This window comes from Leptothrix mechoopdaensis (SeqCode) (assembly GCF_053893855.1).
In genome coordinates, this window is sequence record NZ_CM132699.1 from 4,332,407 (window position 1) to 4,355,438 (window position 23,032).

General features: G+C 69.8%; 26 protein-coding genes. 17 read left to right on the forward strand and 9 right to left on the reverse strand.

From position 1 onward, the window contains the following. Positions 1 to 7 precede the first annotated feature (7 nt). The 17 genes from ACWA7K_RS18840 to ACWA7K_RS18920 all read left to right on the forward strand — a co-directional run bounded on the left by ACWA7K_RS18840 (position 8) and on the right by ACWA7K_RS18920 (position 13,235). The gene (locus ACWA7K_RS18840; protein WP_456163196.1) at positions 8 to 808 is read left to right on the forward strand and encodes an inositol monophosphatase family protein; all 801 of its coding nucleotides are present in this window, start codon (positions 8 to 10) and stop codon (positions 806 to 808) included. 48 nt (positions 809 to 856) lie between these two features. Next, positions 857 to 1,915 (forward strand): ABC transporter substrate-binding protein, encoded by a 1,059-nt coding sequence (locus ACWA7K_RS18845; RefSeq protein WP_456163198.1) that lies wholly within the window; start codon positions 857 to 859, stop codon positions 1,913 to 1,915. Positions 1,916 to 1,934: 19 nt separating this feature from the next. After that, positions 1,935 to 3,800, forward strand: coding sequence for an ABC transporter permease (locus tag ACWA7K_RS18850; RefSeq protein ID WP_456210221.1), 1,866 nt, complete (start codon positions 1,935 to 1,937; stop codon positions 3,798 to 3,800). Between the two features lie 7 nt (positions 3,801 to 3,807). After that, complete coding sequence (locus tag ACWA7K_RS18855) at positions 3,808 to 4,893, forward strand: ABC transporter ATP-binding protein (RefSeq protein ID WP_456163202.1); 1,086 nt, start codon at positions 3,808 to 3,810, stop codon at positions 4,891 to 4,893. A gap of 130 nt (positions 4,894 to 5,023) precedes the next feature. Then, positions 5,024 to 6,208, forward strand: coding sequence for an MFS transporter (locus tag ACWA7K_RS18860; RefSeq protein ID WP_456163204.1), 1,185 nt, complete (start codon positions 5,024 to 5,026; stop codon positions 6,206 to 6,208). 16 nt (positions 6,209 to 6,224) lie between these two features. After that, complete coding sequence (locus tag ACWA7K_RS18865; RefSeq protein ID WP_456163206.1) at positions 6,225 to 7,469, forward strand: MFS transporter; 1,245 nt, start codon at positions 6,225 to 6,227, stop codon at positions 7,467 to 7,469. A 230-nt stretch (positions 7,470 to 7,699) separates the two neighbouring features. Beyond that, the gene (rplC, locus tag ACWA7K_RS18870) at positions 7,700 to 8,380 is read left to right on the forward strand and encodes a 50S ribosomal protein L3 (RefSeq protein WP_456163208.1); all 681 of its coding nucleotides are present in this window, start codon (positions 7,700 to 7,702) and stop codon (positions 8,378 to 8,380) included. Continuing rightward, positions 8,380 to 9,000 (forward strand): 50S ribosomal protein L4, encoded by a 621-nt coding sequence (gene rplD, locus ACWA7K_RS18875; protein ID WP_305750262.1) that lies wholly within the window; start codon positions 8,380 to 8,382, stop codon positions 8,998 to 9,000. Before rplC ends, rplD begins: the two co-directional genes overlap by 1 nt. Beyond that, entirely contained in the window at positions 8,997 to 9,314 is a 318-nt protein-coding gene (rplW, locus tag ACWA7K_RS18880; RefSeq protein WP_456163210.1) for a 50S ribosomal protein L23, read from the forward strand. Before rplD ends, rplW begins: the two co-directional genes overlap by 4 nt. Further along, on the forward strand, positions 9,314 to 10,138 hold the full coding sequence (rplB, locus tag ACWA7K_RS18885) for a 50S ribosomal protein L2 (RefSeq protein ID WP_456163212.1): 825 nt from the start codon (positions 9,314 to 9,316) through the stop codon (positions 10,136 to 10,138). The genes rplW and rplB overlap by 1 nt, the downstream gene beginning before the upstream one ends. Positions 10,139 to 10,153: 15 nt before the next feature. Continuing rightward, positions 10,154 to 10,429, forward strand: coding sequence for a 30S ribosomal protein S19 (gene rpsS / locus ACWA7K_RS18890; protein ID WP_456163214.1), 276 nt, complete (start codon positions 10,154 to 10,156; stop codon positions 10,427 to 10,429). A gap of 12 nt (positions 10,430 to 10,441) precedes the next feature. Beyond that, positions 10,442 to 10,771, forward strand: coding sequence for a 50S ribosomal protein L22 (gene rplV / locus ACWA7K_RS18895; protein ID WP_456163216.1), 330 nt, complete (start codon positions 10,442 to 10,444; stop codon positions 10,769 to 10,771). Between the two features lie 15 nt (positions 10,772 to 10,786). Beyond that, positions 10,787 to 11,635: a 30S ribosomal protein S3 gene (gene rpsC, locus ACWA7K_RS18900; RefSeq protein WP_456163218.1), complete on the forward strand. Its 849-nt coding sequence runs from the start codon at positions 10,787 to 10,789 to the stop codon at positions 11,633 to 11,635. A gap of 3 nt (positions 11,636 to 11,638) precedes the next feature. After that, complete coding sequence (gene rplP / locus ACWA7K_RS18905; RefSeq protein WP_456163220.1) at positions 11,639 to 12,055, forward strand: 50S ribosomal protein L16; 417 nt, start codon at positions 11,639 to 11,641, stop codon at positions 12,053 to 12,055. Between the two features lie 17 nt (positions 12,056 to 12,072). Beyond that, positions 12,073 to 12,270: a 50S ribosomal protein L29 gene (gene rpmC, locus ACWA7K_RS18910; RefSeq protein ID WP_130482018.1), complete on the forward strand. Its 198-nt coding sequence runs from the start codon at positions 12,073 to 12,075 to the stop codon at positions 12,268 to 12,270. After that, positions 12,270 to 12,545 (forward strand): 30S ribosomal protein S17, encoded by a 276-nt coding sequence (gene rpsQ / locus ACWA7K_RS18915; RefSeq protein ID WP_456163222.1) that lies wholly within the window; start codon positions 12,270 to 12,272, stop codon positions 12,543 to 12,545. Before rpmC ends, rpsQ begins: the two co-directional genes overlap by 1 nt. Before the next feature lie 183 nt (positions 12,546 to 12,728). Continuing rightward, positions 12,729 to 13,235: a redoxin family protein gene (locus ACWA7K_RS18920; RefSeq protein WP_456163224.1), complete on the forward strand. Its 507-nt coding sequence runs from the start codon at positions 12,729 to 12,731 to the stop codon at positions 13,233 to 13,235. Position 13,236: 1 nt separating this feature from the next. Here ACWA7K_RS18920 and ACWA7K_RS18925 read toward each other — a convergent pair whose 3' ends face one another. The 9 genes from ACWA7K_RS18925 to ACWA7K_RS18965 form a co-directional block, all read right to left on the reverse strand. Continuing rightward, a complete protein-coding gene (locus tag ACWA7K_RS18925; protein WP_456163226.1) occupies positions 13,237 to 14,541 on the reverse strand; it encodes a zinc-ribbon and DUF3426 domain-containing protein in 1,305 nt (434 codons plus the stop codon). Positions 14,542 to 14,569: 28 nt separating this feature from the next. Beyond that, entirely contained in the window at positions 14,570 to 15,484 is a 915-nt protein-coding gene (prmA, locus tag ACWA7K_RS18930) for a 50S ribosomal protein L11 methyltransferase (protein WP_456163228.1), read from the reverse strand. Next, on the reverse strand, positions 15,481 to 16,833 hold the full coding sequence (gene accC / locus ACWA7K_RS18935) for an acetyl-CoA carboxylase biotin carboxylase subunit (protein WP_456163230.1): 1,353 nt from the start codon (positions 16,831 to 16,833) through the stop codon (positions 15,481 to 15,483). Before accC ends, prmA begins: the two co-directional genes overlap by 4 nt. A 149-nt stretch (positions 16,834 to 16,982) precedes the next feature. After that, complete coding sequence (gene accB / locus ACWA7K_RS18940; RefSeq protein ID WP_456163232.1) at positions 16,983 to 17,453, reverse strand: acetyl-CoA carboxylase biotin carboxyl carrier protein; 471 nt, start codon at positions 17,451 to 17,453, stop codon at positions 16,983 to 16,985. A 371-nt stretch (positions 17,454 to 17,824) separates the two neighbouring features. Further along, positions 17,825 to 18,421, reverse strand: coding sequence for a TlpA disulfide reductase family protein (locus ACWA7K_RS18945; RefSeq protein WP_456163234.1), 597 nt, complete (start codon positions 18,419 to 18,421; stop codon positions 17,825 to 17,827). Then, a complete protein-coding gene (locus tag ACWA7K_RS18950; RefSeq protein ID WP_456163236.1) occupies positions 18,418 to 19,059 on the reverse strand; it encodes a hypothetical protein in 642 nt (213 codons plus the stop codon). Before ACWA7K_RS18950 ends, ACWA7K_RS18945 begins: the two co-directional genes overlap by 4 nt. Positions 19,060 to 19,097: 38 nt before the next feature. Beyond that, positions 19,098 to 19,889, reverse strand: coding sequence for a transglycosylase domain-containing protein (locus tag ACWA7K_RS18955; protein ID WP_456163238.1), 792 nt, complete (start codon positions 19,887 to 19,889; stop codon positions 19,098 to 19,100). Positions 19,890 to 19,907: 18 nt separating this feature from the next. Continuing rightward, the gene (locus ACWA7K_RS18960; protein WP_456163240.1) at positions 19,908 to 20,843 is read right to left on the reverse strand and encodes an energy transducer TonB; all 936 of its coding nucleotides are present in this window, start codon (positions 20,841 to 20,843) and stop codon (positions 19,908 to 19,910) included. A 16-nt stretch (positions 20,844 to 20,859) separates the two neighbouring features. After that, a complete protein-coding gene (locus ACWA7K_RS18965; RefSeq protein ID WP_456163242.1) occupies positions 20,860 to 22,953 on the reverse strand; it encodes a ribonuclease catalytic domain-containing protein in 2,094 nt (697 codons plus the stop codon). Between the last annotated feature and the right edge of the window lie 79 nt (positions 22,954 to 23,032).

Sequence of the window (23,032 nt, forward strand, 5' to 3'; positions counted from 1 at the left end):
TGGCTCGATGAACCGCCTCGATTTCCTGCGCCAGCTCGCCCGCGAGGCCGGCCAGCTCGCGCACACCGGCTTCGGCACCGCGCCGTCGTCGCTCAAGGGCCGGCACGACGTGCTGACCGAGATGGACGGCCGGGTCGAGCGCCACGTCCGTGCGGCCATCGCGGCGGCCTATCCGGACGATGCGGTGATCGGCGAGGAAGACGGCGGCGAACCGGGCGAGCGGATCTGGATCATCGACCCGATCGACGGCACCGCGAACTACGCCCGGGGCATCGCGCATTACTGCGTGTCGATCGGCTATCTCGAAGGCGGCCAGCCGGTGCTGGGTGCCATCCACGACCCCTGCCATGACCGGCTCTACCTGGCGCAGCGCGGCGCCGGGGCCTGGCTGATCGAGCCCGGCCAGCCGGATCGCCGTCTGGCGGTCAGCCCCTGCGATTCGCTCGGCGCGGCCACGGTCGAATGCGGCTGGTCGCTGCGCCGCTCGACCGAGGACTACCTGGCGATGGTCTCGCGCGTGATGCACGCCGGCTGCGCGATGCGCCGGGCTGGCTCGGGCGCGCTCGGGCTGGTCGATGTCGCCGCCGGCCGCATCGAGGCCTATGCCGAGCTGCACATCAACGCCTGGGACTGCGCGGCCGGCATCCTGCTGGTCGAGGAGGCCGGCGGTCACTGCAACGATTTCTTCACCGCCGACGGTGCCGGCCTGCGCGAGGGCAACGTGCTCGTCGCCACCAGCCACGCACTGGCCGGCCCGCTCGAACAGGTCATCGGCGTCGCGCCGCTCGTGATGGCTCGCCCGGCGTGATGCCGCGCCACGCCTGACCTTTCCTTCCCCGCACATCTGGAGTCCGCCATGAAGTCATCCCCCCTGTCGTTCCTGCCGATGCGCCGCTGGCTCGCGCTGCTGGGCGCCGCCGCCGCGCTGGCCGCGCCGTCGATCGCCTCGGCCCAGGGCGAGCTGACGGTCTACTGCACGGTCCAGGAAGAGTGGTGCCGGCCGATGGTCGCGGCCTTCGAGAAGGCCACCGGCGTCAAGGTGTCGATGACGCGCAAGAGCTCGGGCGAGTTCTACGCCCAGATCAAGGCCGAGGCCGCCAACCCGCGCGGCGACATCTGGTGGGGCGGCACCGGCGACCCGCACCTGCAGGCGGCCGAGGAAGGCCTGACCGACCCGTATGTCTCGCGCGCCAGCCTCGACAACCTGCAGGACTGGGCCGTGCGCCAGGCCCGTTCGGCGCAGTTCCGCACCGTCGGCATCTACGCCGGCGCGCTGGGCTTCAGCTACAACGCCGACGAGCTGAAGAAGCGCAAGCTGCCCGAGCCGAAGTGCTGGGCCGACCTGGTCAAGCCGATCTACAAGGACGAGATCCAGGTCGCCAACCCGAACTCGTCGGGCACCTCGTACACGATGCTGGCGACGATGGTCCAGATCATGGGCGAGGACAAGGCCTTCGCGTGGATGAAGGCGCTGCACAGGAACGTCAACCAGTACACCAAGAGCGGCGCCGCGCCGGCCCGCGCGGTGGCCACCGGCGAGTCGCTGATCGGCATCACCTTCCAGCATGACGCGGTGGTGCAGGCGCTCGGCGGTGCGCCGGTCAAGATCGTCTCGCCGTGCGAGGGCACCGGCTACGAGATCGGCAGCATGTCGATCATCAAGGGCGCCAAGAACCTGGCCAATGCGCGCAAGTGGTACGACTGGGCGCTGACGCCCGAGGCCCAGGCGATCGGCGCGACGGCCGGCGTCAGCTACCAGGTGCCGTCCAACAAGAAGTCGACCGTGCCGGCGGCGGCGCCCAAGCTCAGCGAGATCAAGCTGATCGACTACAACTTCGCCAAGTACGGCTCGTCGGCGGAGCGCAAGCGCCTGCTGGCGAAGTGGGATGCCGAGGTCGGCAACCAGCCGAAATGACGGCTGCTGACCTCGCATGATGACCGCGCTGACCCTTGCCCTGATCGTCGCCGGCGCGCTGGTGCTGGCCCAGTGGCTGGCACGGCGCGGCGCCTTCGGGGCCGACCGCACGGTGGCGACCATCGTGGTGCTGATCGCCACGTTGCTGCTGCTGTTCATCTTCTACCCGGTCGGCCGTTCGCTCGGCGCGGCGCTGTTCGACGACGACGGCCATTTCGCGCCGTGGGTCATCGCGCAGCGGCTGGCCGCGCCGGACATCTGGGGCCTGGGTTGCCTGACCGGCGGCGGCGCCCATTGCGGCGTGGCGATCAACTCGATCGTGCTGGCCAGCCTCGTCGGCCTGCTGTCGACGCTGCTCGGGCTGGTGCTGGCGCTGGCCGCCCAGCGCGGTCACCGCGACCCGGAGGCGCAGCGCCGCCAGGGCGCGCTGTTCCGGCTGATGGCGGTGCTGCCGATCGTCACGCCGCCGTTCGTCATCGCGCTGGCGCTGGTGGTGCTGTTCGGCCGCACGGGGCTGGTGACGGGCTGGCTGTCGAGCGTCTTCGAGATCCCGCGTTCGCGCTGGATCTACGGCCTGACCGGCGTCACGCTGGCGCAGCTGCTGAGCTTCACGCCGATCGCCTTCATGATGCTGCACGCCGCGCTGGCGGCGATCAGCCCGTCGCTGGAGGAAGCGGCGCAGACGCTGCGGGCCTCGCGCTGGCGCGTCATGCGCACCGTCACCTGGCCGCTGCTGCGGCCGGCGCTGGCCAACGCCTTCCTGCTCGGCTTCGTCGAGAGCATGGCCGACTTCGCCAACCCGATCGTGCTGGCCGGCAACTACGAGGTCCTGTCGACCAAGATCTTCTTCGCCGTCGCCGGTGCCCAGCACGACCCGGGCCGCGCCGCCGTGCTGGCCGCCGTGCTGCTGGCCTTCACGCTGGCGGCCTTCGCGCTGCAGCAGCGCTGGCTCGGCCGGGCGAGCTACGTCAGCGTCACCGGCAAGGGCGACAGCGGCCTGCCGGCCGTCCTGCCCGACGGCCTGCGGCGCGGCTGCGTCGGGCTGTCCTGGCTGTGGATCGGCTTCACGCTGGCCTGCTACGCGGTGATCGCGGTCGGCGGCTTCGTCAAGGACATCGGCCGTGGCGACATGACGTTGTCGCTCAAGCACCTGGGCGCCGGCTTCGGCATCGACTGGGGTCCGCACGGCCTGCTGTTCAGCGGCTCGGCCTGGGACAGCTTCTTCACCACCGTCATGGTGGCCGGCCTGTCGGCGCCGCTGACGGCGGTGGTCGGGCTGCTGTCGGCCTACGTCATCACGCGGCACCGCTTCACCGGCCGGGGCGCGTTCGAGTTCCTGACACTGGTGGCCTTCGCGGTGCCGGGCACGGTGATCGGCGTGGCCTACATCGTCGCCTTCAACGTGCCGCCGCTGGAGCTGACCGGCGGGCTGGCGATCCTGGTGATCTGCTTCGTCTTCCGCAACATGCCAGTGGGCGTGCGGGCCGGCGTGGCGGCGCTGGCGCAGATCGACCGCTCGCTCGACGAGGCCTCGTCGACGCTGCGCGCCGGCACGCCGACGACGCTGCGCCGCGTCGTGCTGCCGCTGCTGCGTCCTGCCATCGTCACGACGCTGGTCTTCAGCTTCACGCACGCGATGACGGCGGTCAGCGCGGTGATCTTCCTGGCCACGGCCAAGTACAACCTGGCGACCGTCTACATCATCGGTCGCGTCGAGGCGGGCGAATACCCGCTGGCGATCGCGTATTCGACCGTGCTGATCGTCTTCATGCTGGCGGTGCTGCTGGCCGTGCAGGCGCTGACCGGCGAGACCCGCATCGGCCGGCGCCAGCGCGACGCCGCACCGTCGGCCGGCAACCGCGACGTGCTCGTCACCGGACATTGACCACCCCATGAACCAGCCCCACACGTCGAGCGCCGCCGGCGGCGTCTCCTTCGAGCGCGTCACCAAGCGCTATGGCAGCGTGACCGCCGTCGACGCGGTCAGCTTCACGATCGCGCCGGGCGAGCTGGTCACGCTGCTGGGCCCGTCGGGCTGCGGCAAGACGACGACGCTGCGCATGGTGGCGGGCCTGGAGGCGGCCAGCGAAGGCACGATCCGCATCGGCGGCGTCGACGTCACGCGGCGTGCCGCGCACGAGCGCGACGTCAGCATGGTGTTCCAGTCCTACGCGCTGTTCCCGCATCTGAACGTGCTGGACAACGTCTGCTACGGCCCGATCGCCAGCGGCGCGAAGCCGGCGCAGGCCCGCGAGCTGGCGCAGGACAAGCTGCGCATGCTCGGTCTGGCGGGGCTGGAGCAGCGCCTGCCGTCCGAGCTGTCGGGCGGCCAGCAGCAGCGTGTCGCGGTGGCGCGTTCGCTGGTGCTGGAGCCGGCGGTGCTGCTGTTCGACGAGCCGCTGTCGAACCTCGACGCCAAGCTGCGCCGGCGCGTGCGCCAGGAGATCCGCGAGCTGCAGCAGTCGCTGTCGCTGACGGTGCTCTACGTCACGCACGACCAGAGCGAGGCGCTGGCCGTGTCGGACCGCGTGATCGTCATGAACGGCGGGCGCATCGCCCAGCAGGGCACGCCGGCCGAGCTGTACGAACGCCCGGCCAGCCGCTTCCTGGCCGACTTCATCGGCGACGCCAACCTGGTCGACGGCACCTTGCAACACGACGCCGGGCAAAGCCGGTTCGAGGCCGGCGGCGTGGCCGTGCCGATCGAGCCGGCGGCCATCGCGGCGGGGCTGCCGGACGGCCCGGCGTCGCTCGCGCTGCGGCCGCACCGCATCGGCCTGGTCGGCGCCGGCCAGGGCCGCTTCGACGCGACCTGCCGGCGCGCCGACTACCTCGGCAGCCATGTCGAGGTGCTGCTCGATTCGCCCTGGGGCGAGCTGCTCGCCTTTGCGCCGGTCGGCGCCGCGCCGCTGCGGCGTGGCGATGCCGTGGGCGTCGCCTTCGAGCCCGGCGACGCGATCGTGCTGCCGCGCGGCTGAAGCGGTTCGGCGTTGTTCGACGGACTGCCGCGCGCCGTGTTCCCACGCTGACGCACGGCCCGCCGGCCTGCGTCGGATACTGCGCGGCCGCGCCGCGCGCCGCCCCTCATCCGACCACCGGAGTCTCCGCTTGTCCTCGACCTTCCTGCACCGCCTCGGGCTCGACCTGCCCGCGCACCGCCGCGTCTTCGCCGGCTTCTTCCTCTACGCCTTCGGCTTCGGCGGCTTCTTCCCGCGTCTGGGCGAGCTGCAGGGGATGATGGGCATCACCGAGAGCCAGCTCGGCCTGGGCCTGATCGGCGCGGCGATGGGCACGCTGGTCTCGCTGACCTTCGGCAGCCGGGTGATCGAGCGCATCGGCCACCGCCGCATGCTGCTGATCGTGCCGCCCTGCCTGCCGGTCTTCTATGCCGTCGCCGCACACGCCGGCAGCGCGCTGGCGCTGTTCCTGTGCCTGTTCCCGGCGGGCCTGTTCATCGGCGCGATCGAGGTCGTCGTCAACCTGGAGGCCGACCGGGTCGAGCATCAGGAAGGGCGCCGCATCATGAACCGCGCCCATGCCTTCTGGAGCTTCGGCTTCTTCGGCGCCGGCCTGCTGGGCGCGCTGGCCGCCCGCATCGGCATCAGCCCGCAATGGCAGCTCGCCGGCATGGTGCCGCTGGCGCTGGTGCTGACGCTGCTGCTGATGGGCCGCTTCGAGGCCGCGCCGCACCGGGTCGCCGCGCCGGCCGCCGATGCCGAGGCAGCGCCGCTGTTCGCCCGGCCGACCGGCGCGATCCTGGTGCTGGTGGCGCTGTCGCTGTCGGCGCTGGTGCTGGAAGGTGCCGGCTTCGACTGGTCGGCGATCTTCATGCGCGACGTCTTCCAGACCGCCCCGTGGGTGGGCGCGGCGGCGGTCGCGACGGGTGCCTTCACGCAAGCCGTCACGCGCTACCTGGCCGATCGCCACGTCGAACGCCACAGCCCGATGAAGGTCGCCCGCCTGATGCTGACGCTGCTCGGCCTGGGCAACGTGCTGGTCGTGACGGCGCTGCATCCGGCGCAGGCGCTGCTCGGCTTCGGCCTGATGGGCGTGGGCACCAGCGTGCTGTTCCCGCTGGCGATGTCGGCGGCGGCGCAGCGCACCGACCGGCCGGCGGCGGTCAACGTCGCGGCGCTGGCGCAGATCGCCTTCGTCAGCTTCATGCTGGCGCCGCCGCTGCTCGGCTTCGTCGCCGAACACGTCGGCATCCGCTGGAGCTTCGGCTTCTGCCTGCCGCTGGTGCTGCTGAGCCTGGCCGTCACCGGCGTGCTGCGCCAGCGGCCGGCGGCCTGACGACGCCCGCCACGCGATGACGCCGGTCGAGTCCCGTTCCTACCTGCGGCCCGCCTGGGGCGTGTTCTCGCCCCGGGCCGTCACGGCGGCGGTGTTCTTCGCGTTCGCGCTGGGCATCGGCCTGTGGGCCGGCTCCATCCCGGTGCTGATGCGGCGCACCGGCCTGGGCGCCGAGGGCCTGGGCCTGGCGCTGACGCTGCACAGCGCCGCCTACATCGGCGCGATGACGCTGGCCGGGCGGATGACCCGCCGCTTCGAGCTGCGCGCGTTCATGGCCTGGCTGCTGGCCGCCCACGGCGTCGCCTTCTTCGGCATCTTCCTGGCGCCTTCGGCCGTCCTGCTGGGGCTCGCGCTGATCGTCATGGGCCTGACCGCCGGCTCGCTCGACCTGGCGATGAACACCGAGGCGACCACGCTCGAACACGAACGGGGCCAGCCGATGCTGACGCGCATGCACGCGGCGGCGTCGGGCTCGTTCGCGCTCGGGGCGATCGGCGGCAGCCTGATCTCGACCTCGATCGGCCCGCTGGCCTGCGCGCTGCTGAGCGCGGCGGTCGTGGCGCCGGTCTGGCTGGCGGTGCGCCGGCTCGGTCGACGCCGGCCGCTGGCCGATCCGCCGCCGGCGGTGCTGCGCGAGCCCGAGCTGGAAGCGGCGGGCGCGGCGGCTCTTGCGGCGTCGTCTGCGGTCGCCGGATCGGCAGCCCGCAAGCCCGATCCGGTCCTGCTGTTCGGCATCGTGCTCGGCCTGTCGACCGTGGCCGAGCTGACCGCGCAGATGTGGTCGGCCAAATTCCTGGCCGAGCAGACCGCCAGCCTGGCCGCGCTGGCGGGTGCCGGTGCAGCGCTGTACGCGGGCTGCCAGTCGCTGGTCCGGCTGGTCGGCGACCCGCTGCGCGAACGCTTCGGCGACGTGCGCGTCATCACGGTCTCGCTGCTGCTGGCGGCGGTCGGCTTCGGGGTGGTGGCGCTGGCGGACGGTTTCACGACCGGCGTGGCCGGCTTCGCGCTGGTCGGCCTGGGCACCGCCTGCGTCGTGCCGTGCTGCTTCGCCCAGATCGCCGCGGCGCTGCCCGGTCGTGGCGGACAGGCGCTGGGGACGGCGTCGCTGATCTCCGGCGTGATCCGCCTGCCCACGCCGATGCTGCTGGGTCTGGTGGCGGCGCGGCAGTCGGACGCGGTGGCCTTCCTGCTGATCGCGGCGTCGCTGCTGGTGGGCGTCGCCGGCATGCTGCTGGCGCTGCGCCATGCGGCACGGCGCTGAAACTCGCCCCGCTTGACAGCCCCCACACTTCCCCGTTAAGCGCGACTTGATGCCCGCACGCCGCCTGTGCTAGCATCGCGAGCTTTCCCGGACGAGGGGCAACCCGCGTCCATTTCAAGCGCCCGCTGTGCAGGGCGGCTTGCCGGTCCTTCCGAGGCACGGTGATCCGCACAAGCAGACGAGCACATCAGTCAGCCCGGCCAATCGTTGTCGGGCATTGGAGAAGAACCATGACTACCCCCAACCCGGGCGAACGCCTCGGTTTGCTGGGCCGCAAGGTGGGCATGATGCGCATCTTCACGGACGACGGCGATGCCGTGCCCGTGACGGTGCTCGACGTGTCCAACAACCGCGTGACCCAGGTCAAGACGGTCGAGACCGACGGCTACGTCGCCGTGCAGGTCGCGTTCGGCAGCCGCAAGGCCTCCCGCATCACCAAGCCCGAAGCAGGTCACCTGGCGAAGGCTGGCGCTGATGGCGCGGAGCTGCTGCGCGAATTCCGTGTCCCCGCCGAAGTCGCCGCCGAGCTGAAGCCGGGTGCCACGATCGCTGCCAGCCTGTTCCAGGTGGGCCAGCAGGTCGACATCCAGGGCACCTCGATCGGCAAGGGCTTCGCCGGCACGATCAAGCGCCACAACTTCGGTTCGCAGCGCGCATCGCACGGTAACTCCCGCTCGCACAACGTGCCGGGCTCGATCTCGATGGCACAGGATCCGGGCCGCGTGTTCCCGGGCAAGAAGATGTCCGGTCACCTGGGCGACGACACCGTCACCACCCAGAACCTCGACGTCGTGCGCATCGACGAAGCCCGCCAGCTGCTGCTGGTCAAGGGCGCGGTTCCTGGCGCCAAGGGTGGCTTTGTCACCGTGCGTCCGGCCGTCAAGGTCAAGCTCAAGAAAGGGGCCAACTGATGCAGCTCGAGCTCCTGAACGAGCAGGGTCAGGCCACCGCCAAGGTGGACGCGCCTGACACCGTGTTCGCCCGCGATTACAACGAAGCGCTGATCCATCAGCTCGTCGTCGCCTACCAGGCCAACGCGCGTCAGGGCACCCGTGCCCAGAAGACCCGCGCCGAAGTCCACCACTCGACGAAGAAGCCGTTCCGCCAGAAGGGCACCGGCCGCGCTCGCGCCGGTTCGACCGCCTCGCCCCTGTGGCGCAGCGGTGGCCGGATCTTCCCGAACAAGCCGGACGAGAACTTCAGCCAGAAGGTCAACAAGAAGATGTATCGCGCCGGCATGGCGTCGATCCTCTCGCAGCTGGCCCGTGAAGGTCGTCTGGCCGTCGTCGACTCGATCTCGATCGAGGCGCCGAAGACCAAGCTGCTGGCCGCCAAGCTGAAGGCGATGAACCTGGATCACGTGATGGTGATCTCGGACGCGATCGACGAGAACCTGTTCCTCGCGTCGCGCAACCTCGCCAATGTGCTGGTGGTCGAGCCGCGTTACGCCGATCCGCTGTCGCTGGTCTTCTACAAGAAGGTCCTGGTGACGAAGGCCGCCATCGAGCAGCTGCAGGAGATGTACGCATGAGCGCCGCACCCAAGTTCGACGAGGGCCGTCTGGCCCAGGTGCTGGTTGCCCCGATCATTTCGGAAAAGGCGACCCGCGTTGGCGAGAAGAACAACCAGGTGACCTTCAAGGTGCTCCAGGACGCCACCAAGAGCGAGATCAAGGCCGCAGTTGAACTGATGTTCAAGGTCGAGGTCGCCGCGGTGAACGTGCTGAACATCAAGGGCAAGACCAAGCGCTTCGGCGGCCGCATCGGCCGTCGCGACCACCTGCGCAAGGCCTACGTTTCCCTGAAGGAAGGCCAGGAACTCAACTTCTCCGGGGAGGCCGCGTAATGGCTGTCGTCAAGGTCAAACCGACTTCGCCCGGCCGCCGTGCCGTGGTGAAGGTGGTGCACAAGCACCTGCACAAGGGTGCGCCGGAAGCTTCGCTGCTGGAACCGCAAAAGCAGAACTCCGGCCGCAACAACAACGGTCACATCACCATCCGCCACAAGGGCGGCGGTCACAAGCACCACTACCGCGTGGTCGACTTCCGTCGCAACAAGGATGGGATCCCGGCCAAGGTCGAGCGCATCGAGTACGACCCGAACCGCACGGCGCACATCGCACTGGTGTGCTACGCCGACGGCGAGCGTCGTTACATCATCGCCCCGCGTGGTCTGGAAGTGGGCCAGACGGTCCTGAGCGGCGCCGAGTCGCCGATCAAGGCCGGCAACACCCTGCCGATCCGCAACATCCCCGTGGGTTCGACCATCCACTGCGTCGAGATGCTGCCTGGCAAGGGCGCCCAGATCGCCCGTTCGGCCGGCACCTCGGTGACGCTGATGGCGCGTGAAGGCACCTACGCCCAGGTCCGCCTGCGCTCGGGTGAAGTCCGCAAGATCCACGTCGACTGCCGCGCCACGCTCGGCGAGGTCTCCAACGAAGAGCACAACCTGCGCCAGTACGGCAAGGCCGGTGCGAAGCGTTGGCTGGGCATTCGTCCGACGGTCCGCGGCACGGCCATGAACCCGATCGACCACCCGCACGGTGGTGGTGAAGGTCGTACCGGCGAGGGCCAGGCTCCGGTGTCCCCGTGGAACACCCTGACCAAGGGCTACCGCACCCGCAACAACAAGCGCACGCAGACGTTCATCGTCTCGCGTCGCAAGAAGTAAGAGGGGGGCGAACACATGTCTCGTTCACTCAAGAAGGGTCCCTTCATCGACCACCACCTGCTCGCGAAGGTCGAGAAGGCTGTGGCCACGAAGGACAAGAAGCCGGTCAAGACCTGGTCGCGTCGTTCGACCATCCTGCCCGAGTTCATCGGCCTGACCATTGCCGTGCACAACGGCAAGCAGCACGTGCCCGTGTATGTGTCCGACCAGATGGTCGGCCACAAGCTGGGCGAGTTCGCGCTGACCCGTACGTTCAAGGGTCACCCGGCGGACAAGAAGGCCAAGCGCTAAGGAGTCGCAGCAATGGAAACCAAAGCAGTCGTGCGAGGCGTCCGCTTGTCCTGCGACAAGGGCCGCCTGGTGGCGGACCTGATCCGCGGCAAGAAGGTCGATCAGGCGCTCAACATCCTGAACTTCACCCAGAAGAAGGCCGCCGGCATCATCAAGAAGGCGCTCGAGAGCGCCATCGCGAATGCCGAGCACAACGATGGTGCCGACATCGATGAGCTGCGCGTCACCTCGATCTATGTCGAGCAAGGCGCCACGCTGAAGCGATTCGCTGCCCGCGCCAAGGGCCGTGGCAACCGCATCAGCAAGCCCACCGCGCACATCTACGTGACCGTCGGCAACTAAGGCAGGACGAAATCCATGGGACAGAAAATCCATCCGACCGGGTTCCGCCTGCCGGTGACGCGCAACTGGTCGTCTCGTTGGTACGCTGGCAATCGCCAGTTCGCCGCGATGCTGGCCGAAGACATCGAAGTTCGTGAGTTCCTGAAGAAGAAGCTCAAGAACGCCGCTGTCTCGCGCATCACCATCGAGCGCCCGGCCAAGAACGCCCGCATCACGATCTACTCGGCCCGTCCGGGCGTCGTGATCGGCAAGAAGGGCGAGGACATCGAGAACCTGAAGGTCGAACTGGCCAAGATGCTGGGCGTGCCGGTGGCCGTCAACATCGAGGAAGTGCGCAAGCCCGAAGTCGATGCCCAGCTGATCGCCGAATCGATCACCCAGCAGCTCGAGAAGCGCATCATGTTCCGCCGCGCCATGAAGCGCGCGATGCAGAACGCGATGCGCCTGGGCGCGCAGGGCATCAAGATCATGTCGGCCGGTCGCCTGAACGGCATCGAAATCGCTCGCACCGAGTGGTATCGCGAAGGTCGTGTGCCGCTGCACACCCTGAAGGCCGACATCGACTACGGTTTCTCGGAAGCCAAGACCACCTACGGCGTCATCGGCGTCAAGGTCTGGGTGTACCGGGGTGACCGCCTGGCCAACGGCGAAGCGCCGCAACTGCGTGGTGAGGATCGTCCGGAAGACGACCGTCGCCGCCGCGGTCCGCGCAGCGACCGTCCGGGTGATCGTCGTGGCCCGCGTGGCCCCGCTCGTGGTGACGGCCCTGCCGCCGCCCCGTCGGCGGGCCCTGCCGGTGATGCCAAGCCGGGTGCCAAGCGTGTCGTGCGCGCTGCTGCACCGGCGGCAGCCAAAGGAGAGTAAGGAATGTTGCAACCATCGCGTCGCAAGTTCCGCAAGGAACAGAAGGGCCGCAACACCGGCATCGCCACCCGTGGCGCCAACGTGTCGTTCGGCGAGTTCGGCCTGAAGGCCACCGAGCGTGGCCGCATCACCGCGCGCCAGATCGAAGCCGCCCGTCGTGCCATCTCGCGCCACATCAAGCGCGGCGGCCGCATCTTCATCCGGATCTTCCCGGACAAGCCGATTTCGCAGAAGCCGGCCGAAGTGCGTATGGGTAACGGCAAGGGCAACCCCGAGTACTACGTTGCCGAGATCCAGCCGGGCAAGGTCCTGTACGAGATCAACGGCGTGCCCGAAGAACTCGCTCGCGAGGCGTTCACGCTGGCCGCTGCGAAGCTGCCGCTGCGCACGACCTTCGTGACGCGTGGCTTTGGCGCTTGAGCGCAAGGAGAACAAAGATGAAAGCCTCTGAGCTCCGCGCCAAGGATGTCGCAGCCCTGGAGAAGGAAATCAGCGATCTGCTGAAGGCCCACTTCGGTCTGCGCATGCAAAAGGCCACGCAACAATTGAGCAACACCAACGTGCTCAAGCAGACGCGTCGCGACATCGCCCGCGCCCGCACGATCCTCGCCGAGAAGAAGAAGGGAGCTGCGTGATGAGCGAAGCCCAAACCCGCGCCAAGTCTGTCCGCACCTTCGTGGGCAAGATCGTCAGCGACAAGCGCGCCAAGACCGTGACCGTGCTGGTCGAGCGTCGTGCCAAGCACGAGCTCTACGGCAAGATCGTGGCCCGCTCGCGCAAGTACCACGCTCACGACGAGAACGGCGAATTCAAGATGGGCGACGTGGTCGAGATCACCGAGAGCCGTCCGCTGTCGAAGACCAAGAGCTGGGTCGTGACCCGCCTGGTCGAGAAGGCGCGCTCGGTCTGATGACTGCCCCGGTGCAGGCCTCGTGTCTGCACCGTCGCACCGACCCCTGGTGACCGGGTGGCTTAGCCGCTTCGGTTCACCCCGAAACCGGACTGCTGGGATACTGGCAGACCGGTTTTTTCATGCCTGCGCCGGTCTGGCGCCAGGTTCATCCCACTCGGTTCAACGACGCTGGAGACGCACATGCTGAAGGTTGGAGACAAGCTGCCCGCGGGCACGCTGCAGGAATACATCGAGGTCGAGGGCAACGGCTGCTCGCTCGGCCCGAACAGCTTCGACGTCCACAAGGAGACCGCCGGCAAGAAGGTCGCGATCTTCGCGCTGCCCGGCGCCTACACCCCGACCTGCTCGGCCAAACATGTGCCCGGCTATGTCGAGGCCGCTGCCGACCTGAAGGCCGCCGGTGTCGACGAGATCTGGTGCGTGTCGGTCAACGACGCGTTCGTGATGGGCGCCTGGGGCCGCGAACAGGGTACCGGCGGCAAGGTCCGCATGATGGGCGATGGCTCCGCGACCTTCACCCAGGCCACCGGCCTGACGCTGGACCTGACCGCGCGCGGCATGGGCCTGCGCTCGCAGCGTTATTCGATGCTGGTCGAGGACGGCGTCGTCAAGACGCTCAACATCGAGGCGCCGGGCGCCTTCGAGGTCAGCGACGCGCAGACGATGCTCAAGCAGGCTCGCGGCTGACTCACGGATAAAAGATCGCGACGGTGTAGCCCGCCACTCGCCGATCCGTGCTGGCGAACTCGAGTTGCCAGTTGCCTTCGGCCTGGGCGGCGAGTGCATCCGGCTGACGGAAGTCGGCCGGCAGCAGCACCCGGCGAATCACCAGCGCGCCGGCCGCATCGGTCAGGCTGAGTTCGACCGCCGGCGCGCGCACGACATGGTCGGCGCGGTTGTGCAGCAGCACCTGCAGACGGTAGCCCTCGACGCCGGAGAGCTTGACCATCGCGCTGTTCTCGACCGTCAGCGCATCGAGCAGGCGGGGCGGCTCCAGCTGGCAGCCCAGCCATTCGCAGGCCGTGCCCAGCACCGACGCGGCGACTGGCGACTGCGCGGCCAGCAGGTCGCGGCGCATCAGGCCGACCTGCAGCGCCAGGCCGGCGCCGGCCAGCAGGCAACCGGCGAACAACGCGGCGCGCACGACCGGACGACCCCACCAGGCGGCACGGTCGGCGTGGCGGACGAAGCTGGGCGCCGTCTGGCCGTCGGCCTCGCTCAAGGGGGCGGACCAGGGGTCGTGTCCGGCCGGCCCGTTCAGCGAGGCGGCATCGAATCCATGGTCGAGCGAGCCGAGCGCACCGGGGGTCTCGTCGTCGAAACGCTCACCGTCGGCGCGCCCGCCCTGCTGCGACGCCGCCGGGCGATCGGCGCCGGCACGTTCATCGGGCAAGACGCTGTCGAAGGCGCCCGAAGGATCGTGTGCCAGGAAGACGGTGTCGGCGTCCGAGAAGTCCAGCTGCTGGCTCGAATACCGCTGCGTTGCCAGCTCGTGGCGCTCGTGGACCGAGTCCTCGGGGGCCGGATCGTGTTGCGGTACGTCGACTGGCGGCGGCGCCAACTCGGTCGGAATGTCGGCCTGGGGATCGGGTGAGGGCGGTGGGCCACTGCGGTCCGCGAGCAGCGGATCGTCGACATCGTCCCGGCCGAATCCCGAAGGCTCGGCCAGGCCGGATGTCGCCACGGCCGAGCGCGTCGGGCCGCGCACCTCCGAGACGCTGCTTGACGCCCCGGCGGCGGCATCGGCTGCCGGCACATGGCGCTCGGCCATCGGCTGTTCCTGCAAGCCGCCGGCGCCGCTGGCCAGACCCTCGGTCGACATCGGCCGCGATTGGCCGCTGCGCGGGCGCGCACCCAGATCGAACAGGCCTTCCAGCGCATTGAAGACCGAGTGGCAGTGGCCGCAGCGGACCCAGCCTTCGGAGACCTTGAGCTGGTCCTCGATGACCTTGAAGACGGTGCCGCATGAGGGGCAGGACGTCGCGAGGGTCATGGGAAAGGTGGTGAGCGACGAGCCAGGCTCAGGCGCGACGGCCGGTCAGCAGCACCCAGCCGTCTTCCTGGTCGCCGACCTCGAGGGCGATCCAGGGCGCATAGGCGGCCTGAAGCTCTTCGGTCTGACGCGCCAGGATGCCCGCCAGCACGAGTTGCCCGCCGGGCGCGACATGGCCGCACAGCAGCGGGGCCAGCAGCTTCAGCGGCGCCGACAGGATGTTGGCCAGCACGACTGGATAGACGCCGCTGGCGCGGTCGGGCAGGCCGGGGTTCAGCGTCACGCCGTTGGCGCTCGCGTTGGACTGGGTCGACTCGACGGCGGCCGGGTCGATGTCGACCGCGTCGATGCCACGCGCGCCATGCAGCGCCGCGCCGATGGCCAGGATGCCGGAGCCGCAGCCGTAGTCCAGCACGCGGTCCCAGCCGGGCGCCTGGTCGCCGTGGCGGGCGATCCAGCGCAGGCACATCCGGGTGGTCGGGTGCGTGCCGGTGCCGAACGCGAGACCCGGATCCAGCCGCATGACCTGCCGCGCCTGGGCCGGCGGCTCATGCCAGGACGGCACGATCCAGAACTGCTCGGTGATCGGCACGGGCTCGAACTGCGATTGCGTCAGCCGGACCCAATCCTGGTCGGCGACGGTCTGCAGGGACTGGACGTGCACGCCGTCCTCGCCCGTCATGCCGTCCTGCGCCAGCAGCAGCGTCAAGGCCTCGGTGGCCGCTTCCTCGTCCTCGAACAGCGCCTTCAGCACCGAATGCTGCCAGCCGCGGATCTGCTCGGACAAGGTCGCCGGCATGCCGGGCTCGCCGAAGATCGGCGCCTCGTCGGGCGTGTCGGCATCGGCGTCCTCGACGGTGACGGCCAGCGCGTCGAGCTCCATCAGGACGTCGGAGACCTCGTCGACGCGCGAGGCCGGCAACAGCAGCAGCAGCTCGATCATCGACGCTTCCGGCGTTCCATCCAGCCTTCCAGGTAGTGGATGCTGGTGCCGCCCTCGACGAAGGCGGCGTCGACCATCAGTTCGCGGTGCAGCGGGATGTTGGTCGAGATGCCGTCGACCAGCGTCTCGCTCAGCGCGCTGCGCATGCGCGCCAGCGCCTGGTCGCGGGTGTCGCCGTGCACGATGATCTTGCCGATCATCGAGTCGTAGTTCGGCGGCACGAAGTAGTTGGTGTACGCGTGCGAATCGACCCGCACGCCCGGGCCGCCCGGCGGGTGCCACATCGTGATGCGGCCCGGCGAAGGCATGAAGGTGTAGGGATCCTCGGCGTTGACGCGGCACTCGATCGCGTGGCCGCGCAGCGGCACCTGCTTCTGCGTGATGCCCAGCGTCTCGCCGGCGGCGATGCGGATCTGCTGCTGGACGATGTCCACGCCCGTCACCAGCTCGGTCACCGGATGTTCGACCTGCACGCGCGTGTTCATCTCGATGAAGAAGAACTCGCCGTTCTCGAACAGGAACTCGAAGGTGCCGGCGCCGCGATAGCCGATCTTCTTGCAGGCCGCGGCACAGCGTTCGCCGACCTTCTCGATCACCTTGCGCGGGATGCCCGGCGCCGGGGCTTCCTCGATGATCTTCTGGTGACGGCGCTGCATCGAGCAGTCGCGCTCGCCGAGCCAGATCGCGTTGCCGTGCGTGTCGGCGAGCACCTGGATCTCGATGTGGCGCGGGTTCTCGAGGAACTTCTCCATGTAGACCGCCGGATTGCCGAAGGCCGCACCGGCCTCGGCGCGGGTGGTCTGCACCGCGTTGATCAGCGCGGCCTCGGTGTGCACCACGCGCATGCCGCGCCCGCCGCCGCCGCCGGCCGCCTTGATGATGACCGGGTAGCCGATCTGGCGGGCGATGCGGACGATCTCCTTGGGATCTTCGGGCAGTGCGCCGGGCACACCGGGCACGGTCGGCACGCCGGCCTCGACCATCGCGGCCTTGGCCGAGACCTTGTCGCCCATCAGGCGGATCGACTCGGGCGTCGGGCCGATGAAGGCGAAACCGCTCTTCTCGACACGCTCGGCGAAGTTGGCGTTCTCCGACAGGAAGCCGTAGCCGGGGTGGATCGCCTCGGCGTCGGTCACCTCGGCCGCCGCGATGATCGCGGGCATGCTGAGGTAGCTCTGTGCCGACGGCGCGGGGCCGATGCAGACGGCCTCGTCGGCCAGCTTGACGTACTTGGCGTCGCGGTCGGCCTCGGAATAGACGACCACCGCGCGGATGCCCATCTCGCGGCAGGCGCGCTGGATGCGCAGGGCGATCTCCCCGCGGTTGGCAATGAGAATTTTCTTGAACATGGTGCCTCGGCTCTGAGCCCTCGCGGGCCTTGCCCGATGTCCGGACGGACCGGCTGGCGCCGCCGTCCGGCGATTCGGCGGCACCCCGGCGTGCGGGGTGCGGCGATCAGGGTGTCGTGTACTTCATCCCGTCGTGCGGGAAGCCGGCATCACTCGATGATGAACAGCGGTTGGCCGTATTCCACCGGCTGGCCGTTCTCGACGAGCACCTTGGTGATCACGCCGGCCTTGTCGCTGTCGATCTCGTTCATGATCTTCATGGCCTCAATGATGCACAGCGCCTGGCCTTCCTTGACCTGCTGGCCGACATCGGCCAGCGGCTTCGCGCCCGGATTCGACGCGCGGTAGAAGGTGCCGACCATCGGCGACTTGACCATGTGGCCCGACACGGCGGCCGGCGCGGCGGCTTCCAGCGGCACGGCAGCGGCGACCTGCGCCGGGGTGGCCACGGCCGCCTGAGCGGGAGCGGCGGCCACGACCACCGGGGCGGCGGCGGCCTGGATCACGGTCGGCGGTGCCTTGACGATGCGCACCTTGCCCTCGGCTTCGGTGATCTCCAGTTCGGACACGTTGGATTCCGACACCAGGTCGATCAGGGTCTTGAGCTTGCGAAGGTCCATGCGAGGCGCTCCAGGATTGTTCTGCTTGGGAAGTTCGGACGCCGCTGGGGCTGTCGCGTTGCGTGACTTGCTCATGCGCGGGCGCACCATCCAGAGTGTTGTGGGTTCCCCGCCGGGACCGAATGCCGAGCGGGGCGAGGGGACTGCGGAACTGCAGGTGGCCGGTCATGCCGGCCGGGCCGTCGGACGCCGTTCCAGGCTCGGTCACCGGGGCGGTGGACCGGCCTGCCGCGAGGGTCGACACATCGACGTTCGACGCCGGAAGCGGCGGGTTTCCGAGGCGAAACCCGGACTTTACGCGCTTTTCGGACCAAAAAGCGGCTTGACAGCCTCGTGGTTCGCCCTCCCGCAAGCGCGCCGCCGGAGCGGCTTCAGAGCCCCAGCGTCTTAGCCCAGGCCGCCAGATCGGCCGCCTTGGTCTCGCCCAGCTTGCGGATCACGGGCTCGCCGGCGGCGTTGAAGACCACGGTGAAGGGCAGGCCGCCCTGCTCGTTGCCCAGCTGGCGGGCCAGCTCGGTGCCGGCGAATCCGGTCAGGCCGATCGGGAAGCTGACCGGTGTCTTCTGCAAGTATTCGCGCACCGGCGACGGGCTGTCGATGGCCAGGCCCAGCACGGTCAGGCCGTGGTCGGCGTGTTGCTTGGCCCAGGCGTCCAGCAGCGGCATCTCGCGCACGCAAGGCGGGCACCAGGTCGCCCAGAAGTTGATGACCAGCGGCTTGCCCTTCAGGCTGGAAAGCTCGATGCGGCCGCCTTCGGGGCGGTCGAAGCCCTGGCTCCAGAGATCGGTGGCGGCCGGCGCGTCGGCCGAGGCAGCGGCCGACGGCGCAGCGGCAACCGGTGACGACGCAGGTACGGCCGACTGGGGCGACGCCGATCCGGCGGGCGGCGAGCGGCGCAGCGACCAGCCGATGCCGGCGGCGAGGGCGGCGGCGGCGACGGCGCCGAGGGTGAGTTGGCGACGGTTCATGCGGTGGTTCCAGCAGGGTCGTGTTCGGGATCGGTGCCGGCCTCGATCAGGCGGCGCAGCGCCGCGAGGTCGCCGCGCTGGCTGCGGCCCCGGGCATCGGGCTTGAGGGCGCCACGCAGGTCATCGTGGTCGAGCACGCTCAGGCGGACCAGCACGTGGGCCTGCAAGGCCCGGCAGGGTAGCTCGCACAGCAGCGTGTCGATCGGCTGGCCGCGTGGCCCGGGGGCGGAAGTCACGTCGAAATCCACACCCGCGTCGAGCAAGGCGATCTCGGCGGCCTTGCTGTCCTCGCAGTACAGCTCGATGTGCAGGGTCGACTGGCGTGTCGCCGTGCCGCGCCAGACCGCCCCGCACAGGTGCGGCCGGAACTGCGGCCAGCGCGCCATCCACTGCGCGGCCAGTTCGCGCAGCGCCTGGAGTTCGGCCGGCTGGGTGTCGGCGCAGAAGATCGCCAGGTGCTCGCGCACCGCGTCCTCGAGCAGCTCGTTGTCGGGCAGCTCGGCGCCGCCGCGACGGCCACCCGTGCGCAGGCCCAGGCTGTCGGCGGCGCGGCGCTTGGCCGGGCCGTACTCCATGCCCTCGTCGACCACCAGCCGGGCGGCGACGGCGGCGATCTCGAGCGTCAGGTCGGAGGTCATGTCGGGTTCCGGAGCGCCGGCCTCGGGGCCAGGCGGTTTCAGGGCAGCACGACCGCGCCCATGCGGGCCGCGACGGTGCTGGCGCGACCGGCCACGTAGGCCGAGTCGGGACGTTTCTCGAAGCGCTTGGGCGCCGGCAGCATCACCGCCAGCCGGGCGGCCTGCATCGGCCCCAGCGCCCGCGCATCCTGCCGGAAGTAGTTGCGCGCAGCGGCCTGGGCGCCGAACAGGCCTTCGCCCCACTCGACGTTGTTCAGGTAGATCTCCAGGATCCGCCGCTTCGGCAGGAAGGCTTCCAGCATCAGCGTGATGACCAGCTCCTGGGCCTTGCGGGCGGCGGTGCGCTCGCCCGACAGGAACAGGTTCTTGGCCAGCTGCTGGCTGATGGTCGATCCGCCGACGATCTTGGGCTGCACCGGCACGCTGGCGGCGGGCGCCGCCTTGCCGCGCTGGGCCAGCTGCTGCTCGCGCTTCTGGCGCGCCTCGTTGAGCTGCTCGGCGCGGGCCTCGGCCTTCTGGTTGCGGCTCCAGGCCTTCTCGATCGCGTCCCATTCGACACCGCTGTGGTCGGCGAAGCCGGCGTCCTCGCTGGCGATCACGGCGCGCTTGAGGTGGTCGGCGATCTGGTCCTGGTCGACCCAGCGCTGGCTCCAGTCGACCCGGTGCTTCTCGACCGCCAGGCGCCAGATCTCGCTGCGCTGGAAGGCGGTCGACTCGGGTGCGACCACGCGCATCAGCGCGATCCGGCCGGCGAAGTAGAGCTGCAGGCCCAGCCCGCTCAGCAGGATCAGCAGGGCCAGGCGCAGGACATGGGTGCGCAGCGTGCGCATCGGGTTCTCCGGCGGCCCTCAGCGCGCGGCAGGGTCGGCCGCACGCTGGACGCTGGCGTCCTCGACGTTGGCGCGCAGACCTTCGTCGCGGGTGAAACGGAAGCGCGAGACGAACACCAGCTGGTCGAACTGCGTGCGCATCGCGCTGCTGAACTCGCCGTAGGGACCGGCGCCGCGAACGATGGTGAGCGCCCGCTTGTCCAGCGCGGCGTTGCCCGAGCCCTGCACGATCTCGGCCTCGGCGACGCGCCCGGCCGAGTCGACGGCCACCAGCACGGTCAGCTCGCCATACAGCTTGCGGCCGTTGACGACCGGGAAGTTGCGCGTGCCGACCTCCTCGATGCGATGGCGCAGCTGGTCGTAATACAGCGCATGCACGCCCTCCCGGGCGGCCGGGCCGACGTAGCGCCGACGCGGCCGGGTGTTCTCGACCTGGATGCGCTTCTCGATCTCGGCCAGCAGGTTCAGCAGCTGGCGGCGCCGGTCCTCGTCGGCCGGGCGCAGTTTTGGCGAACCGGCCTGGCGCTGCTCGGGTGTCGGCAGGCTGGCCAGCTCGCGCTTGACCTGCGCGAGCAGCTGCATCTGCTGCATCTGCATCTGCTCCAGATGCTTGCGCGTCTCTTCCAGCGCGTCGCCAACCTGGTTGGTCAGCATCGGCGGCAGCGGCGAGGTCGCGCGGCCCTTCTCGGCATCGCCGCCGCCGGTCAGGTTGCGCTGGGCGATCACCTGGGCGTTCTGCGGCGCGGTGGCGCTGCTGGCGTTGATCAGCACCACCTCCAGCGGCGTGTCGTCGAGCACCCGGCGCAGCGCCTCCGGATCGGCGAAGCGCACCGTCAGCAGCACCAGATGGAACAGCACCGACACCAGCAGCGCGCGCTGCAGCGTCGTCATGTCGCGCCAGGTCTGCCGGCTCAGGAGCCGACGCGGGTCGAGGCGGGGCAGGGCCAGGCGCATGGTCGACGTGGCGTGATCAGGCGGCCGGCGGCGCGGCGGGTGATTCGGCCGGCACATCGGTCGCCACATCGGCCGCTTCATCGGCATCCCCGACGTCGATCGCCAGCGCCAGCGGCGCGGCGGCCGCGCCTTCCTCGGCATCGGCCTCGTCGTCGACTGCCGCGTCGTCGGCCGGCACGTCATCCAGCCGGGCGATCACGCTGCCGCCGATGTCCAGCGTCAGCAGGTCGGGCTCGCCCAGGCGGACCCGCACGTGCGCGCCGCGCGGCAGGCTCTCGGCGCCGACCGCACGCAGCACCAGCGGCAGGTTGTCGGCGCGCACCAGGCCGTCCTTCATCGCGCTGGCCGTGATCTCGGTGGTGCCCGTCTGCTGCAGCCAGCGCAGCGTCCAGTAGCGCTCCATGCCGTTCTGGAAGCCGTTGTAGGCCGTGTAGGCGGCGTCAAAGCCGCTGATGATCGCCAGCAGCGTCGTGTCCTTGGGCTTGAACGGCGCGGCCAGCGCGGCGGTCGCGCCGTGGCGGGCGCAGGCAATGATCTGCCACTGGTTGACCAGGTCGACGTAACGCCGCAGCGGCGAGGTCGCCCAGGTGTAGTGCGCCACGCCCATGCCGGCGTGCGGCGCCGCGCGGGTCGACATGCGCACCTTGATGCCCGGCGCCATGCTCGCCTGGCTGCGGTAGATGCCCGGCACGCCCAGCGCGGCCAGCCAGCCGCCCCAGGTGTTGTTGGCCAGGATCATGGCCTCGGCCACGATCAGGTCGAGCGGCGCACCGCGGCGGCGTTCGCTGATCTGCACCGTCTCGAGGCCGGTCGGCGGCTCGCTCGGCGACTGGCCGGCGGCGTCGACCAGGCGGAAGTTGTAGTCCGGCCGGTTGAAGTTCTCGGGCTTGCCGCGCACCACCTCGCGCTGCGCCTTCAGGTGACGCGCCAGGCGGTGGGCGAAGGTCAGTTCGGTGGCGAAGTCGAAGTCGGCCGGCGCCTCGCCGGTCAGCGCCGCCTCGGTCACGACCGCGTCGAGCCTGTCGTGGCGCAGGTTGGCGACGATCGGCACGCGTTGGAGCTTCGTCTCGCTGGCCTGCACCGCCAGCGTCGCCTCGTCGAAGGTCACGTAGAGCGACACGGCAGGGCAGTCGCGGCCTTCCAGCAGCGTGTAGGCCTGCACCACCTCGTCGGGCAGCATGGTGATCTTCCAGCCCGGCATGTAGACGGTGGAATTGCGGTCGCGCGCGACCTTGTCGACGGCCGAATCCGGCGTGATCGCCAGGCCCGGCGCCGCGATGTGGATGCCCACCACGACGGTGCCCGTGCCGATGCCCTGGAACGACAGCGCGTCGTCGATCTCGGTGGTCGACGAATCGTCGATCGAGAAGGCCCGCACCGGCGCCAGCGGCAGCTCTGCGGTGATGGCCGGCGCCTGCAGGCTGGCCGGGAAGCCGGGGCCCTTCGGGAACTGGTCGAACAGGAAACGCCGCCAGTGGAACTGGTAGGGGCTGTCGATCGCGCCGGCCGCCAGCAGCAGGTCCAGCGGCGCGCGCTGGGCACGCTTGGCCGCGTCGACCACGGCCTTGTATTCCGGCGCGTTCTTGTCGGGCTTGAACAGGATCTTGTAGAGCTGCTCGCGCACCGGCTGCGGGCACTGGCCGGCCACCAGCTCGTCGACCCAGGCCGCGATCTGCGCGGCCTGCTGCGCCTTGCGCTCGATCGCCAGCAGGGCGGCCTTGACGATCTCCTCGGGCGCCTTGCGGAACTGGCCCTTGCCGGCGCGGCGGAAGTAGTGCGGCGCGCCGTGCAGGCGGAACAGCGCGGCGGCCTGCTGGGCGGTGCCGGCGCTGGCGTCGAAGTAGTCGCGGGCGAAGTCGGCGAAGCCGAAGTCCTCTTCCGGCGCGAACTCCCAGGCCAGGTCCAGGTCGATCGACTCGGCCAGCTTCTGGCCCTCGGCGACCAGCTCGGCGGGCGCCGGCTTGTCGAAGCGCAGCATCACGTTGGCGGACTTGACCTTGACCCGCTTGCCCGAGTCGAGCTCGACCTGCAGCGAGCTTTCGGCTTCGGAAAGGACACGACCGGCGAGGAACTTGCCGGCTTCATCGAACAGGGCGTAGGTCGAGGGCATAGGGCGCGGATTGTGGCAGGGGCGACATGACCGGCCGCCCGGGCCGGGTGGCCCGGAACCCCCGAAACGTCACGCTCCG